General features: G+C 33.8%; 15 protein-coding genes. 8 read left to right on the top strand and 7 right to left on the bottom strand.

What is annotated here, in order from left to right; all coding sequences use genetic code 11:
• The first annotated feature begins 24 nt into the window (after positions 1-24).
• Both FDY99_RS09565 and FDY99_RS09560 read left to right on the top strand, forming a co-directional pair.
• Positions 25-1,143 (top strand): aspartyl protease family protein, encoded by a 1,119-nt coding sequence (locus tag FDY99_RS09565; protein WP_139421045.1) that lies wholly within the window; start codon positions 25-27, stop codon positions 1,141-1,143.
• A gap of 153 nt (positions 1,144-1,296) precedes the next feature.
• The gene (locus tag FDY99_RS09560) at positions 1,297-1,929 is read left to right on the top strand and encodes an NAD(P)H-dependent oxidoreductase (RefSeq protein WP_139421043.1); all 633 of its coding nucleotides are present in this window, start codon (positions 1,297-1,299) and stop codon (positions 1,927-1,929) included.
• A gap of 209 nt (positions 1,930-2,138) precedes the next feature.
• Here FDY99_RS09560 and hemE read toward each other — a convergent pair whose 3' ends face one another.
• The 6 genes from hemE to hemA all read right to left on the bottom strand — a co-directional run bounded on the left by hemE (position 2,139) and on the right by hemA (position 7,457).
• Positions 2,139-3,170 carry a uroporphyrinogen decarboxylase gene (gene hemE / locus FDY99_RS09555; protein ID WP_139421040.1) on the bottom strand — a complete coding sequence of 344 codons (1,032 nt, stop codon included), beginning with the start codon at positions 3,168-3,170 and terminating at the stop codon, positions 2,139-2,141.
• Positions 3,171-3,207: 37 nt separating this feature from the next.
• A complete protein-coding gene (locus FDY99_RS09550) occupies positions 3,208-3,894 on the bottom strand; it encodes a uroporphyrinogen-III synthase (protein WP_139421038.1) in 687 nt (228 codons plus the stop codon).
• Entirely contained in the window at positions 3,894-4,553 is a 660-nt protein-coding gene (locus FDY99_RS09545) for a peptidoglycan recognition protein family protein (RefSeq protein WP_317129821.1), read from the bottom strand. The genes FDY99_RS09550 and FDY99_RS09545 overlap by 1 nt, the downstream gene beginning before the upstream one ends.
• Before the next feature lie 3 nt (positions 4,554-4,556).
• On the bottom strand, positions 4,557-5,138 hold the full coding sequence (locus tag FDY99_RS09540; protein WP_139421036.1) for a DUF1287 domain-containing protein: 582 nt from the start codon (positions 5,136-5,138) through the stop codon (positions 4,557-4,559).
• Positions 5,139-5,287: 149 nt separating this feature from the next.
• Entirely contained in the window at positions 5,288-6,196 is a 909-nt protein-coding gene (gene hemC, locus FDY99_RS09535) for a hydroxymethylbilane synthase (protein WP_139421034.1), read from the bottom strand.
• Positions 6,183-7,457 carry a glutamyl-tRNA reductase gene (gene hemA / locus FDY99_RS09530; RefSeq protein WP_102979655.1) on the bottom strand — a complete coding sequence of 425 codons (1,275 nt, stop codon included), beginning with the start codon at positions 7,455-7,457 and terminating at the stop codon, positions 6,183-6,185. The genes hemC and hemA overlap by 14 nt, the downstream gene beginning before the upstream one ends.
• A gap of 240 nt (positions 7,458-7,697) precedes the next feature.
• Here hemA and FDY99_RS09525 point away from each other — a divergent pair, with 240 nt between their 5' ends.
• From FDY99_RS09525 to FDY99_RS09500, 6 genes are all read left to right on the top strand, one after another.
• Entirely contained in the window at positions 7,698-8,723 is a 1,026-nt protein-coding gene (locus tag FDY99_RS09525; RefSeq protein ID WP_066678895.1) for a rod shape-determining protein, read from the top strand.
• A 31-nt stretch (positions 8,724-8,754) separates the two neighbouring features.
• Positions 8,755-9,609 (top strand): rod shape-determining protein MreC, encoded by an 855-nt coding sequence (gene mreC / locus FDY99_RS09520; protein WP_074230709.1) that lies wholly within the window; start codon positions 8,755-8,757, stop codon positions 9,607-9,609.
• Positions 9,602-10,108 carry a rod shape-determining protein MreD gene (locus tag FDY99_RS09515; RefSeq protein WP_074230710.1) on the top strand — a complete coding sequence of 169 codons (507 nt, stop codon included), beginning with the start codon at positions 9,602-9,604 and terminating at the stop codon, positions 10,106-10,108. The genes mreC and FDY99_RS09515 overlap by 8 nt, the downstream gene beginning before the upstream one ends.
• Positions 10,105-12,132 (top strand): peptidoglycan D,D-transpeptidase FtsI family protein, encoded by a 2,028-nt coding sequence (locus FDY99_RS09510; protein ID WP_139421033.1) that lies wholly within the window; start codon positions 10,105-10,107, stop codon positions 12,130-12,132. Before FDY99_RS09515 ends, FDY99_RS09510 begins: the two co-directional genes overlap by 4 nt.
• Positions 12,129-13,376, top strand: coding sequence for a rod shape-determining protein RodA (rodA, locus tag FDY99_RS09505; RefSeq protein WP_139421031.1), 1,248 nt, complete (start codon positions 12,129-12,131; stop codon positions 13,374-13,376). The genes FDY99_RS09510 and rodA overlap by 4 nt, the downstream gene beginning before the upstream one ends.
• 121 nt (positions 13,377-13,497) lie before the next feature.
• The gene (locus FDY99_RS09500) at positions 13,498-14,079 is read left to right on the top strand and encodes a pentapeptide repeat-containing protein (RefSeq protein ID WP_139421029.1); all 582 of its coding nucleotides are present in this window, start codon (positions 13,498-13,500) and stop codon (positions 14,077-14,079) included.
• A gap of 285 nt (positions 14,080-14,364) precedes the next feature.
• On the opposite strand, the gene FDY99_RS09495 is transcribed toward FDY99_RS09500, so the two are convergent.
• Positions 14,365-15,054, bottom strand: a complete 690-nt coding sequence (locus FDY99_RS09495; protein ID WP_139421027.1) for a C40 family peptidase — start codon at positions 15,052-15,054, stop codon at positions 14,365-14,367.
• Positions 15,055-15,281: the final 227 nt, after the last annotated feature.

Genomic DNA, 15,281 nt, shown 5'->3' with positions numbered 1-15,281 from the left:
TTGAAGCAGTCTTTATTTTTTAGTATGATGAAATACAAGATTTTTTTTGCTTTTACGTTATTGTTATTGCCATTGTTTTTTAGCGCAACAACAATTCCTTTTGAATATATTGATGGAAAAATAATCATCAATGTTGACATTAAAAATAAGAAACATAATTTCATCTTTGACACGGGGGCTTTAACGATTATTTCTTCTGAACTAAAAGGTTCGTTGAACGAAAAGAAGAGCAACGCCATATTTGAAGCTACAGATGCCAATAATTCTAAATCAAGGATGGATCTTTTCTCAACCAATGAGTTGAAAATTGATGATCTGAAATTTAAAAATATAGACTTTTCATTTGCAGATATTAGTTGGATGGATTCTCGTGCGTGCAAGAAAATCAGTGGAATTTTCGGAGCGAATATGATGAACAATAAAGTTTGGCGAATAGATTTTAAGCTTAAAACAATTATTGTTTCAGATAAAGTAACAGAAAGTTCTGCTCAATCAATATCAATCCCATTTTCCGAAGAAAATTTCACTCACGTTCCTACAATCAGTGTCAATATAAGAAAGCAAAATTTCAATGTGTTTTTCGATACAGGAGCGGGTTCTGGTTTTACACTCGATTCAAAATCTTATCAATTAGTAAAAGACAATAATTTTTTGATTTTTGAAGGACTTTTATCACAATCGTTAAGCAGTATTAGTAAAGGTGAAAGACAGCTTGATGTGATGGAAGTTGAGGTTGATAATAAAATTTTGGGGAATCAGATTGTTGACACGAGTTCAGATTCACGAAATTTGGTGGGAACAAGATTCATGGAAAATTTTCTCATCAATTTAGATTTCGTCAATAAAAAAGTCATTCTCAATCCAACAGGAAAAACAGCGGAATATAATAGCTTCGGAATTGCTTTTGCTCTTGTAGAAAACCATTTGGTTATCGTTAATAAACTAAAAATCCCTCAGTTGTCAGAATTAAATGTAGCCGATAAAATTATTAAAATAAATAATATCGATGTTTCAAAAATCAATGCTGAAAAATTTTGTGAGATTAAAAAGCTTATTGATAACAGTTCTGAAATGACTATTAAAAACGAATCTGGAAAAGAATTTAAACTTGAGAAGAAAAATATTTTACAGTATTTAAATTAATTTCAATTTAAAAAACAGCAATTTCTTATTCTGAAAACATTTTGTAATCAATTTTGTTACATTATAGATTTTAACAATTGTTCAAATTAGCTTTTTAGCAATTTTCTTAGGTTTGTTTATACTAATTTTGTCCGGTAAAATTTTATTCAATCTATGGAATTATTAGATAAATTAAACTGGAGATTTGCTACAAAAGCAATGAACGGGCAAAAAGTGCCACAGGAAAAACTAGATAAAATATTAGAGGCGGCAAGATTAGCGCCTACTTCAAGCGGTTTGCAGCCTTTTGAGATCATTGTGATCAGCAATCAGGAAATCAAAGAACAGATCAAGCCTCATGCTTGGAATCAGCCGCAGATTACAGATTGCTCACATCTTTTGGTTTTTGCAGCTTGGGATAATTATACCGAGGAAAGAATCAACAAAATGTTTGATTTAACCAACGATGTAAGAGGTTTTAAAAATGAAGGTTGGGAAAATTACAGACAACAGATTTTGGCAATGTATCCTCCAAGACCAGCTGAAGAAAACTTCACACACGCAGCAAAACAGGCTTATATTTCTTTTGGTGCAGCGATTATAGCAGCAGCTTTCGAAGAGGTAGATTCTACGCCAATGGAAGGGTTTTCACCTGAAGCAGTAGACGAAATTTTAAATTTAAAAGAAAAAGGTTTAAGAAGTGTTCTTCTTCTGCCAATCGGTTACAGAGATACTGAAAATGACTGGTTGGTAAACCTTACCAAAGTGAGAAAATCGAAAGAAGATTTCATCACAGAACTTAATTAACGGCTAATTTTTTTCTTCATAGAAAAATCCCTTTCAAAGTTATTTTTGAAAGGGATTTTATTTATAATAAATATTACATAAAGTTTGTCATTCCGTAGGAATCTCGACAATGTATTTGCGTAATTTTTAAAGCTAAATTTAGATTCCCCCAGAATGACAAACGTATTGAAAAATCTGTGTCAATCCGTGAAGATCTGTGGGAATAAAATTTAATTATTCGGCTTCCAATCTACAACAGCTCTGATAAACGCTTCTGCATTTTCCAAAGGAATATTTGGTAAAATTCCGTGTCCTAAATTGGCAATATATCGGTCTTTTCCAAAACGGTTGATCATTTCATTCACCATTTTCTTAATCGTTTCAGGGGTAGAATGCAATCTTGCAGGATCAAAATTTCCTTGCAGCGTCATGGTGTGATTCGTCAAAGTTCTTGCAAATTCTGGTTTGATCGTCCAGTCAACTCCCAAAGCTGAAACCGGAGCCATTGTCATTTCTTCCAAAGCAAACCAACATCCTTTTCCAAAAACTACAACGTGCGTTAACGGGCTTAAAGCTTCAACAATCTGATTGATATATTTCCAAGAAAATTCCTGGTAATCTTCCGGAGAAAGCATTCCACCCCAAGAATCGAAAACTTGTACTGCAGAAACTCCTTTTTCAACTTTTCTTTTCAGATAAGCGATTGTAGTGTCTGTAATTTTCTGAAGTAACAAATGTGCAGCTTCCGGTTGTTGGAAACAGAAAGATTTAGCAATATCAAAAGCCTTGCTTCCTTTTCCTTCTACACAATAGCAAAGAATTGTCCACGGAGAACCAGCAAAACCTATCAATGGAATGTCATTATCTAATTTAATTAAAGTAAGCTCAATCGCATCAAAAACGTATCCTAAAGTATCATTCACATCAGGAACAATTACATTTTGTACGTCTTCCATCGTTCTGATCGGATTATCCAACCACGGACCTACATTTTCCTTCATTTTAAAATCAATTCCCATTGCTTGAGGAACCACCAAAATATCAGAAAATAAAATCGCAGCATCCAAAGGATATCTTCTTATCGGCTGTACTGTAATTTCAGAAGCTAACTCCGGAGTCTGACATCTTGTGAAGAAATCGTACTTGTCGCGAAGTGCGATAAATTCAGGTAAATATCGTCCTGCCTGTCTCATCATCCAAACCGGTGGTCTTTCTACAGTTTCACCACGAAGTGCTTTTAAATATAGGTCGTTTTTAATCATAATTTTAATTGATAATTGACGGTTTTTAGTTGATAGGCTATGAAATATCTTTCATTAATCTACTTTTTATGACCGACAATATGTTTAATAAAGTATTTTCTGTACTCGTAAAAATCTCAGATTTTGTATGTTTTCTTACCTCTTTAGAAGTGGTTTCTCCTATTGAAAAAAGAATAGCATTTTCTAAAGAATTATTTTTCGCAAAACTACGAACTCCGCTCGGGCTAAAAAAAACTATTGCATGATATTTTTCATGTATCACAGGATTAAGTGCTTCGGTCTCATAAACTGTCACTTTTTTGTACGAAATATTCTGCAGCGGAAGCTCCTTGTCTAAAACATCCAATGCTAAATTTCCACAAAAATGAATAAATTTTTCGTGAACGCAGTTTTCAGTAATAAACTGAGATAATGTTTCAGCATTTTTTAAAACCTTAAAGGTTCCGAAACCGTTTTTACGAAGCTCTCTTTTAGTTTTTTCACCTACACAATATATTTTGTTGTAGTTTTTTGCGGTGAAATCTTCATTAGGCTGAAATTTGTTTTCGAAAAAAGATTTTACACCATTGGAACTTGTGAAAATAAGCGATCGGTCTTTCAGGTCAAAACGTTCTACCGAAATCGATTTTGTTTTTATTACCTCAATACAATCGACCGAAATATTATTTCCCAGTTTTTCAGAAATGTATTTAGGATCGATGTTTTTGGTAAATAAAATGTTCATTAAGGTTTGTCTTTTAAATGTAAATCTGCTACTTGCTTTCTTACTTTTGTCATGAAGTCTTTTCCTGGATCTTCTTTTCCTGTAAAATAATTGGGGTCAGATTCTTTCCATAATTTAGAATTTCTAAAGATCCCGTATTCTGAATGGCCAATAAGATATTCTATTTTATATTTTTTGGTTAAATATCTTACCAATTCTGCGTTGGCTTCAACTTGTTTTTCGGTAAGCGGTTGTTTCTTGCTTCCGATATTTTCAACTCCGATGGCGCAATAATTTAAACCAATTGTGTGTCTTGCAAATTGAGTTGGTTCCATCAACTGATAAATAGTTCCGTCCCGGTCTATGATAAATTGCGAAGAAACATTTAAGGTGCTTTGCTTTTTTAAAGTATTTCTTGCACTTTCAAGATGGGTTTTGTTGAAGTATTTATGATTACTTTCTACTGTTCCTCCCGCTGTATAATGCAAAACAATCATTTTCGGAACAATCGTCGGCGTTTTTTGAGTTAAACCGTGATGTTCATTTAAATATTCTAAACTTAATTGAATTCTTTCCGCAGAATAACTGATCGGTTTATCGACGATTTTTAAGCTTGAACTCTGTGCTGAACTCAAGTTTAAAATAAATAAAAACAAAATGAAAACTACCTTTCTCATCATATATTATTTTGAATATTGGTAATGTCCGGTAATTGTAAATTTAAACAGACAATCTTCAATAACCTGTCCTGCGCCGATATTATGTACAATTAAATATCTTTTTCCGTCTGCTGATTTTTTGTTGACCACAATTCCGATATGTGTTAAATTTCCAGGAAGAAGCCACGTTACAATATCTCCGGGAGCATATAATTCAGGTTTCGTTTCGATTGATTTCGATTTTCCAAATTTCGCAAAGAAAACCATCAGGTTTGGAACTCTTCTATGATCAATATTCGTGTCTGGTTTTTTCAAACCAAACTTTTTAGGATATTTAGAAAAATTCTTCTTCATATCTTCATGCACTTCTTTTTGCAAATCAATTCCCAGTTTTCTGTATGCTCTGATAATTACGTCGGTACAAACTCCTTTGTCTGGAGCTACATCACCATTCGGATACTTGATCGAGTAATAAGCAGGATCGTAAATCACTTTGTCTTTCGTCAAGCTCAAAGCCGCATCAGACAATTTTTGAGCAAATTGAGCTTGTGCTTTTCCAAAAAAAACAAAAAGTACTACAATGAATATTGAAAAGAATTTTTTCATGGGCTTAAAATTTGAATTGAAAAACGAGTCTTGTAAAGTTCAAAAATTAATTTTAAACATGAAGATTCTTTAAGCATAAAGAAATGTTAAGATTCAGAAAATCTTAATTTTGCCTAAAACCTAAAACCTAAAACCTAAAACCTAAAACCTTAAAGCTGAGTTTTAATTTCAGTCATCAATTCTTTACCTCCGTTTTCTAAAACAATTTTGGCAAATTTTTCGCCAAAATTTTCTTCTTCATTATATTCAAAACTTTCGTCGGTGGCGATATAGTTTTTTCCATCCAAAGAGCAAAGAGCAGCCTTGAATCTGATCTGGTTTTCAATTTTTTCAGCAAAAGCTCCAATTGGTGCGGTACAACCTCCTTCAAGAGTACTCAGGAAATTTCTTTCAATCTCTATACAAATTTGAGTTTGCTTATGACTAATTTGTTTCAGAATATCGTTGATTTCTTTTTTGTCGGAATGTCCTGCAACGGCAACCACACCTTGTGAAGGCGCAGGAATCATGAATGGAAGAAATTCGTAATCGATATCCATTTTCATTCTTTTAATTCCAGCCAGAGATAAAATGGTTGCATCAAAATCCTGCTCTTCCAGTTTCTGAAGTCTGGTCTGAATGTTTCCTCTGATGTCAAAAAATTCTGTATCAGGATAATTTTTAGACCAGAAAGCCCTTCTTCTTAAACTGCTTGTCGCCAATTTAAGTTCGTGAAATTCTTTATTCATTGCCGATTTTCTTTTAATCAAAACATCCTGCGGATGATCTCTTTCAAGATAAGCGACGATTTCTATATTTTCGGGTAATTTTGTGGGTACATCTTTTAGGGAATGCACAGCAATATCAATTTCGTCATTCAGCAAGGCGATGTCTAAATCTCTTGTAAAAACCCCTGTAATTCCTAAAGAATAAAGAGGTTGATTAAGATTTTTGTCGCCTGAAGAAACGATTGGGACAATCTCGGTAAGATAATTAAGGTTTTGCAAATGTCTTGCAACTTCTCTAGCCTGCCAAAGTGCAAGTGCAGAATTTCGGGTTCCTATTCTAATGCTTTTCATTGAATTCGTTATTGGGTTGTTCGACTAAAATTTCGTGCATTAATTTACTAATTTCCTCCGCTTTTAAAGGGTTGTCGATGATATATTTTGCAAAACGGTTGGTTATTTTCTGAATCATCTTCTCAGAAAGCTCCATGTCGTTGATATTGATGTACTTATTTTTTCTGTAAAAATTGTGCATTTCGTTACGCTCCATGTTTTTCAGCACTGCTTTGAAATGATGAATATTAGGCGCCAGTTTTCTCTTTTTTTCCCATTCCAGAAAATCTTTGGTCATTTCTTTGATGATAACCTCGGCTTTCGGGATCTCTTTTTCTCTTTGTTGAATAGTTTCCTGAATTTGTTTTGAAAGTTCATCAACGTCGATCAAGGTCACATTATCGAGTTCGGAAACATTTTTATCAACATTATGAGGAATAGAAAGATCAATAATCAGAATTTCTTTTCCGTTTTTTAAATGAGATTTGTTGATGATAGGAGTTTTTGCTCCTGTAGCAACAATTAAGATGTCAGTGTTTTCTAATTCCTTTTCAAAATCATTATAATCAATATTGGGAATATTGTATTTCTCAGAAATTTTTGCTGCTTTTTCCTGAGTTCGGTTGGCAATTTTTATTTTAGGCTGATAAACGTGTTTTACCAAATTTTCAACCGTATTCTGACCGATTTCACCAACTCCGAGAAGAAGAATGTTTTTTTCGGTAATTCTTTTCTGATTGTTTAAAATATAATGTACTGCCGCATATGATACAGAAGCAGCTCCGTTTGAAATTCCGGTTTCGTTTTTTATTCTTTTAGAAATCTGAATCGCAGAATTAATCGATCTTTCTAAAAAAGGATTCGAGTTTTGTCTTTCTTTTTTAAAACGGGCGTATGCTTTTTTGATCTGTCCGATGATTTCAAAATCACCGATAATCTGACTTTCCAGTCCGGCTGCAACTCTGAATAAGTGATTTAAAGCTTCTTCTTTTGTCGCAATATTGGCAAATTGAAGAAAATCCGAAAGGTTTACGCCAATTGTTTTGCAATATTCTTCGGCTACAAAAAGATAATTGGAAGTCGTGGTATAAATTTCCGTTCTGTTGCATGTGGAAACCACAAATGCGTCCCCTAAATTTTCGTCGTGAATTCGGGCAACAAAGTTTTTAATATTGTCATCAAAAAATGCAAATTTCCCCCTTGTTTCTACATCGGCTTTTTCGTAACTGATGGATAATACGGCAAAATTTGACGTCTGATGTATATTGGAATACTGTATCATAAGCAGTCGCAAATTTAAGCAAATTTTACTTAAAGATTCTCTGATTGTTTGTATGATAATTATCGTAAAAAGCTATAAATTAAATATCTAAGATTTTATGACTTTTCTTAAAAGTTACAAAAACAATTAATTAAGAAAAAATTTCAATTTTAATAAAATTTTAACCAAATTATATAAAACTTTGTAATCGTTACTATTGTATAATTTATATCTTTGTAAACTTAAATCAAGGAGAAAATTATGAGTTTATTCGATATGTTTACGCAAGAAATTGCGATAGACCTTGGAACTGCCAACACGCTTATCATCCATAATAATAAAATTGTTATAGATCAACCTTCTATTGTTGCAATAGAACGTTCTACGGGAAAGCCGATTGCTGTTGGAGAACAGGCAAAACATATGCAGGGTAAAACTCATGAAGATATAAAAACTATCCGTCCTTTGAAAGATGGGGTTATTGCAGATTTCCACGCTTCAGAGCACATGATCAAAGAATTTATCAAAAAAATTCCGGGAATCAAAGGAAGATTTATTCAGCCTGCTTTAAGAATTGTGATCTGTATTCCTTCAGGAATTACAGAAGTTGAAAAAAGAGCGGTAAGAGATTCTGCTCAAAAAGTAAACGCAAAAGAAGTACGCTTGATTTATGAGCCAATGGCTGCTGCAATAGGAGTTGGTATTGATGTACAAAAACCAGAAGGTAACATGATTATCGACATAGGTGGTGGTACTACGGAAATCGCAGTTGTTGCTTTGGGAGGTATTGTTTGTGATAAATCTGTAAAAATTGCAGGTGATGTATTTACCAACGATATTGCTTATTTCTTAAGAACGCATCATAACTTATACATCGGAGAAAGAACTGCTGAAAGAGTGAAAATTGAAGTAGGTTCTGCAGTTGAAGATCTAGATGTAGATATCGACGATATTCCAGTACAGGGTAGAGATCTTATTACCGGTAAACCAAAAGAAATTATGGTTGGGTATAAAGAAATTGCTCGTGCCTTGGATAAATCAATTATCAGAATTGAAGATTCTGTAATGGAAACTCTTTCTCTTACGCCGCCGGAATTGGCTGCAGATATTTATAAAACAGGTATTTATCTTGCAGGTGGTGGTGCTTTATTGAGAGGTCTTGCAGATAGATTACACAAGAAAACGGGGCTTCCGGTTTTCGTGGCAGAAGATCCTTTGAGAGCTGTTGTTCGCGGAACGGGTATTGCACTTAAGAATATGGATAAATTCAATTTCTTAATTAAATAAATTTTTTAACTCTTTACGACTTTTTATCTGAATGGGATTTTTGCTGAGATTATTTTCTAAGAATGCTCTTTTTGTATTCTTTATTTTCCTGCAAATTATTGCTCTCATTTTGATATTCTCTAAAAACGCCATGCAACAATCTTGGCTTGCAGGTCAGACTGCGGCTTTCAATTCCTGGGTTTCGGGATATATTGATGAAGGTGTTTCTTATTTAAAACTGAAACAGACCAACGAAGATCTTGTTGCTCAAAATAAGGCTTTAATGGTTGAGCTTTATGGAAAACAAGGCGCTGCAAATCCGCAATTCAGAAAAGTACACGATACTTTGGGAGGTGGGCAAATCTATACTTTTGTAGATGGCGAAATTGTTTTCAACAGCATCAACAGAAGAAACAATTATTTTACAATTAACCGTGGTACAAGAGATGGTGTTTATCCTCAAATGGGCGTAATGGCTCCAAAAGGAATTGCCGGAATTGTTATTAATTCTACCGACAGTTATGCTTTAGTGCAATCTGTTTTGAGTGTAAATAAAATCAGGATTAATGCTTCACTGAAAAATTCAGGATATTTTGGTACTTTAACTTGGAAAGGAGATAATTCCCGATTAATGCATTTAGCAGATGTACCAAAATATGTTTCCCTGAAAATTGGTGATACAATAGAGACTGACGGGAAATCAGCAATTTTTCCTAAAGGAGTTATGATTGGTAAAATTGCGGGCTACACCGTAGATAATAAAACAGGATTCTGGGATATTTCAGTAGAATTAAGTGAGAAAATGGGAGCTTTGAATAAAGTTTACGTTGTTAAAAATCTTAAAAAAGCTGAGGTTCAAAAAATTCAGGATACCATGCAAGCTGTAATAAAAAAAGAAAATGATTAGCAGAACCGTATTTACAGATCTTTTGATCATGGCTTTTCTAGTTGCATTACAGATTTTTGTATTGAACAGGATTACGCTGTTCGGTAAATTCACTCCGGTTTTATATCCGGTTTTTGTCATGTTTTATCCTTTTTTCAGAAATAAATTTCAGTTTTTGGCTTTAAGTTTCTTAATTGGTTTGTCGATTGATGCCTTTTTATATTCTTGGGGAATCAATGCTTTGGCGACTACAATGATTGCTTATTTCCGTACGTTGATTTTCCGTACGTCTACAGATACTTCTACAGATTTCTTTTCATTTCAGTCTTTGCAATGGACACAGTTTTTGCTGTTTCTGTTCTCAAGTATCTTCCTGCATCAGCTTTTGGTGCAGTATATCGAGTTCTTTAAATTCAGCAGAATTTTTGAAATCTTACTTAATGTGTTGGTAACTAGTGGAATTTCCTTTATATTTATCATAGTTTACGCATTAATCTTTAAAATCAAACAGAAAGTTTGAACACACGCCATATAAAAATCTTAACGATTCTCGTTGTCATTGCTCTTATTTTTGTAGCAAGGCTTTCTTATTTACAGCTGTTTACAGATCGTTATGCACTGAATGCAGCCAATACTTCCATCAAAACCGAATATGTAATTCCGCAACGTGGAGTTATTTTCGACAGAAACGGGAAAATTATGGTGGGAAACCAGCCTGCTTATGAAATTTCTTTTACTCAGGCTTTGATGAAACCAGATTTTGATACTTTGGCTTTCTGTAGTTTAATGAAAATTGAGAAAGGAGATTTTATTAAAAGAATCAATTTAATTAAAGCTGAAAAATATTATTCCAAACTCACGCCGATGACTTTTATTAAAGATCTGAGTAGGGAAGAAATAGCAAGAGTTCAGGAAATTATATTTAAATATCCGGCTTTCAGTATCGTTCAGCGTCCGCAAAGACAATACGAAGTTTCTACTTCCGGAAATCTTTTGGGATATACAAGTGAAGTAAACGATAGAGAAATTAAAAAAGATTCTACTTATTACCTTCCGGGTGACCTTATCGGTAAAACTGGTGTTGAAAAATCTTATGAGAAAGAGCTTCGTGGAGTAAAAGGAATTAAATATATTCAAAAAGACATTAAATTAAGAAACGTTGGACCCTACAAAAACGGATCTTTAGACAGAGATGTTATTACTGGAAAAGACATTACTTTGACGATTGATTATGATCTTCAGAGAATGGCTGAAGAAATGCTGGTGAATAAACATGGTGCAGTTGTGGCTTTAGACCCAAATAATGGTGAAGTTTTGGTTGCAGCAACCGGACCGGATATTGATCCAAATCTTTTTACAGGACCAAACAAATCTAAAAATCTTTACGCCCTTTCGAAAGATACTATTTACGAAAACAAACCGACTTTCGACCGTTCTTTACAGGCGGGTTATCCTCCCGGATCTACTTTCAAATTGTTGACGGCTTTGGCAGCGATGCAAATGGGTGTGATGGATGAAAAGACAATTTTCCCATGCGGTGGCGGATTTTTCTACAAAGGAAAAAGAATTAAAGGTCACGGTGGAGCAGATCCTTTGATTCCTTCAATTCAGGTTTCAAGTAACTGTTTCTTTACTTACGCATTTATTGCAATCATTAAAAAATATCCTGGAAATCCATCAAAAGGCGTTGACGAATGGAAAAAAATCATGAGCAGCTTTGGGGTCGGTGAGTTTTTAAATAATGATTTTGCAGTAGGAGCAAAAGGAAGAATTCCTTCGGGGGATTTTTATGAAAGAAGATTTAAAGCCATCATCAAAGCAAACGGTTCTACAAGACAAGATTATAAGAATTGGGATGAAATGTCAACCGGAGCAATTTACAACGGAATGGGGCAGGGTGATGTAATGGTTACACCTTTACAGCTTGCTAATTATGTTGCTGCCATTGCCAATAGAGGGTGGTATTTTACGCCACACATTGTAAAATCGATTGATGGTAGACCTAATTCCGATCCGAGATTCAAAAAGAAACATCATACCCTGGTTGATCCAAAACATTTCGAACCTGTTTTAAAAGGAATGGAAGCAGTAGTTTTAAGAGGTACTGCGAGAGGTTTGATGTCTAAAGATTTTACTCAATTAGCAAAAACCGGAACTGCACAGGTTCCGCAAGGAAAAGATAATTCAATTTTTGTGTTAATTGCTCCTGCAGATAAACCCAAAATTGTGGTAGTTGCTGTAATGGAACATGCCGGATTTGGAGCAACTTGGGCAGGTCCAGCCTGTACGGTAATCGCCGAAAAATATATTACCGGAGATCTTAAACGTGAACATCTTTACAAAAAAATGATTACGTCGAGCTTTATGCCTGAATATAAAAGGCAATGGATTGTCGATCTGAAAAGAAAAGGTCTGTATAAAGAACCAAAGCCAGATTCTATAAAGCTTAAAAGGATACAAGACAGTTTGAATCTTGTGAAAAAAGCAAAAGAAAAGTTGCAAAAAGCCCAAAATGTTAAATCCCAAAAAACCGTAAAACCATGAAGTGGACAGAAGGAATAGATAAGTTAGGTCTTGGGTTGTATTTTTTGCTTTGCTTATTTGCGATAGCCAATATTTACAGTGTAGACGAAGGTTTGGGTAAAAAACAATTGATCTTTTTCGGGATTTCAATTTTTGTAGGCTTAATTATTTTCTTCAGCAGAAGTAAGTTTTTCGAGAATATGTCTGGAATTATTTATATTGGCGGAGTTTTGATGCTTGCTGGTCTTCATGTTTTCGGAACAGAAATTCTCGGACAGAAAAACTGGTATAAATTCGGAAGTTTTACGATGCAACCTGTAGAGTTCTCAAAGATTGGAACAGCTTTAATGTTGGCAAATTATGTCTCCGGAGCAGACTTTGATCTTAAAAATACAAAATCATTATTAACAGCTTTGGCAATTATTGGTATTCCTGCTGTTGTTGTTTTATCAATCCCCGATGTTGGGTCTTTGCTTGTATTTACTGCATTTTTTATTGCGTTATACAGAGAAGGTCTTTCTGGAAAATTATTTTTAATTGGAGGTCTTTTTGGGGTGGTATTTCTTATTGCGAATTACCTTAATGATCCATTGAAATGGAGTTTATGGTATTTCACGGTGTTTATTATTGTAATTGGTCTTTTATGGTTTTTATTTAATGCGGCTCTGCTTCGTAAAAATATTTATACCCTTTTACCGGGAGTAGGAGTGATTCTGTTATTGGCAGCATTGTCATTTATTTCGCCTGTTATTTTTGAAAAATTACCAAAACACCAACAAGAACGTGTTGAGGTTTTGTATAAAGGAGAAAGAGAATTCCGGGATACTTCAGGATATAATTTATTATATTCAAAAACGGCGATTGGTTCTGGGGGAATGTTTGGTAAAGGATTCCGTGAAGGTTCTGTAACCCAAGGAAAGTTTGTTCCTGAGCAGGAAACCGATTATATTTTCTGTACCGTTGGAGAAGAATGGGGTTTTGTAGGAAGCGCAGTTCTTGTTTTTGCCTATATGATTTTTATCGGGCGGATCTATTATCTTGCAGAAAAGCAGAAATCCGTATTTAACCGGGTTTTCGGGTATTGTTTTGCTTCCATCCTTTTGATGCACTTTTCGATCAATTTAGGCATGGTTATGGGCTTGTTTCCAACCGTTGGAATTCCGTTGCCATATTTCAGTTACGGGGGAAGTTCGTTGCTTGCCTTTTCTATGATGACCTTTATTTTCTTTAAACTCAATTACGCAGACAAAAACAGTTTGGTTTAGAGCTAATCAGGAGCGGAATGATGGAAGTTTACAATCATTCTTTAAACATGATATTTAAAATCTGCTCAATTAGCGAGATAAAATTTCTATTAATTTTCCATTAAATAAAATCATAAAATTTATGAGAGAAGCTTACATTATTGATGATAATTTCGATAATATAAATTTTGCACAACAGCCTTTAGAATTTGGCGAATATGAGAATTGTACTTTCCACAACTGCAATTTTGAATATGTAAATCTCTCAGAATTTAAATTTACCAACTGTGAATTCGTCGATTGTAATTTAAGCATGACCAAATTAGCCGGAACTGCTTTTCGTGATGTTGTTTTCAAAGAATGCAAAATGTTCGGAATGCATTTCGATGATTGTAATGAATTTGGAATGTCTTTCAGATTTGACGGATGTGCTTTAAATAATTCTGTTTTCTATAAAACAACGATTAAAAGAACATTATTTAAAAATTCTAAACTGATTGAAGTTGATTTTGCAGAATGTGATCTGTCTAATTCCGTCTTCTCAAACTGTGATTTTAGCGGAGCGACATTCGAAAGAACTAATTTAGAAAAAGCAGACTTGAGAACTTCATTCAATTACACCATCAATCCTGAATCTAACAGGCTTAAAAAGACCAAATTTTCACTTTCTGAAGTTCATGGTCTCTTGCGTCGATTTGATATAGAAATTGATCAAAACAGCTGATTTAAATTATTTAAAGAACTAAAATTTACATTAAATCAATAGGAGCGGGCTTTTAACCCGATTTCAAGTATAAAATTACAGATTGGCTTTAGCCGGAAATTATGGTAGGTTTTGGATAAAGCCAATTTCCTTCTACAAATATTATATCGGGCTAAAGCCCGATTCTACCGATAAAATTTGAATTTTTGATAGTTTCCACTTCAAGATAAAAGTAAAAGAAAACAATATTAAAAAATTAAAGCCATCAAATCTGATGGCTTCATTTATATAATCAATTATTTAAGACTAAAAACTAGTAGATGCTAAGTTGTTGTAGTTATCTCCGTTTTCATTGATTACTCTTTTTGCAAACCTGAATTTTGGTCCCCAATAAGAATCATTCAATGATGAGATCATTACCCCTTTTGATGTTGCTGCGTGAATAAACTTTATTTCACCTTCTTCAGTTACGCTTTCTACAATTCCTACGTGAGAAATTCTTTTTCCGTGAGAGAAGAAAATTAAATCTCCTTTCTGAAGATTTTCTTTATCGATTGCTTCTCCTTCCTGAGATTGAGATGCTGCCACTCTTGGTAAAGTAAGGCCTGCTGCAGCTCCGAATACTGATAATACAAATGCTGAACAATCGATTCCTTTTCTTGTCATTCCTCCGTATCTGTAAGGAGTTCCAATATAAGTTTGAGCTTCTGCTAAGATATTATCAATTGTCTTATTATGTTTGATCGCTTTTGCGATTTCAGAATTTTTTAAAGAATTTTTTGCGTTTGCAAGTGCCACTGCTTTTTCAGAGATGAAAGAGTTGATTAACAACTTTTTATCATTCTCCATCTTAGTATCTATTGCAGCAAGTTTGGCATCTGTTTTGTATTCTTTAGTGTAAGTTGCTGGTTTTGAAACCACGTAATTGGTTACGCATGATTGTAGTGATATTGTTGAAACGAAAGCAACTAAATAAAACAAAACTCTTTTCTTCATATTTTTTAATTTCCGGTTGAAAAAGAAATATTTATTTCCCTAAAGCCTTACAAAAGTAGAGATTCTTGCTAAGGCGACCTCAGTATGATTATTATCAGGTTCTTGATTTAACACATTTTAACATCTTACTTAAGTATGTTAAAGAAATAATGGCTGTAATGCGCCTGTTTTAGTGATTGTGTGTTTTTTTTTATTAAGATTTTTTAACAAAATATATTCGAATTCCT

This window comes from Chryseobacterium mulctrae (assembly GCF_006175945.1).
Taxonomy (GTDB): domain Bacteria; phylum Bacteroidota; class Bacteroidia; order Flavobacteriales; family Weeksellaceae; genus Chryseobacterium; species Chryseobacterium mulctrae.
Note: the sequence above shows the minus strand (reverse complement) of the source record. Positions and strands in the feature narration are given on the sequence as shown.

Excerpts from the sequence above, each read along its gene's own strand:
- FDY99_RS09565 (WP_139421045.1), top strand. The coding sequence starts at position 25 with ATGATGAAATACAAGATTTTTTTTGCTTTTACGTTATTGTTATTGCCA.
- FDY99_RS09560 (WP_139421043.1), top strand. The coding sequence starts at position 1,297 with ATGGAATTATTAGATAAATTAAACTGGAGATTTGCTACAAAAGCAATG.
- hemE (WP_139421040.1), bottom strand. The coding sequence starts at position 3,170 with ATGATTAAAAACGACCTATATTTAAAAGCACTTCGTGGTGAAACTGTA.
- FDY99_RS09550 (WP_139421038.1), bottom strand. The coding sequence starts at position 3,894 with ATGAACATTTTATTTACCAAAAACATCGATCCTAAATACATTTCTGAA.
- FDY99_RS09545 (WP_317129821.1), bottom strand. The coding sequence starts at position 4,553 with ATGATGAGAAAGGTAGTTTTCATTTTGTTTTTATTTATTTTAAACTTG.
- FDY99_RS09540 (WP_139421036.1), bottom strand. The coding sequence starts at position 5,138 with ATGAAAAAATTCTTTTCAATATTCATTGTAGTACTTTTTGTTTTTTTT.
- hemC (WP_139421034.1), bottom strand. The coding sequence starts at position 6,196 with ATGAAAAGCATTAGAATAGGAACCCGAAATTCTGCACTTGCACTTTGG.
- hemA (WP_102979655.1), bottom strand. The coding sequence starts at position 7,457 with ATGATACAGTATTCCAATATACATCAGACGTCAAATTTTGCCGTATTA.
- FDY99_RS09525 (WP_066678895.1), top strand. The coding sequence starts at position 7,698 with ATGAGTTTATTCGATATGTTTACGCAAGAAATTGCGATAGACCTTGGA.
- mreC (WP_074230709.1), top strand. The coding sequence starts at position 8,755 with ATGGGATTTTTGCTGAGATTATTTTCTAAGAATGCTCTTTTTGTATTC.
- FDY99_RS09515 (WP_074230710.1), top strand. The coding sequence starts at position 9,602 with ATGATTAGCAGAACCGTATTTACAGATCTTTTGATCATGGCTTTTCTA.
- rodA (WP_139421031.1), top strand. The coding sequence starts at position 12,129 with ATGAAGTGGACAGAAGGAATAGATAAGTTAGGTCTTGGGTTGTATTTT.
- FDY99_RS09500 (WP_139421029.1), top strand. The coding sequence starts at position 13,498 with ATGAGAGAAGCTTACATTATTGATGATAATTTCGATAATATAAATTTT.
- FDY99_RS09495 (WP_139421027.1), bottom strand. The coding sequence starts at position 15,054 with ATGAAGAAAAGAGTTTTGTTTTATTTAGTTGCTTTCGTTTCAACAATA.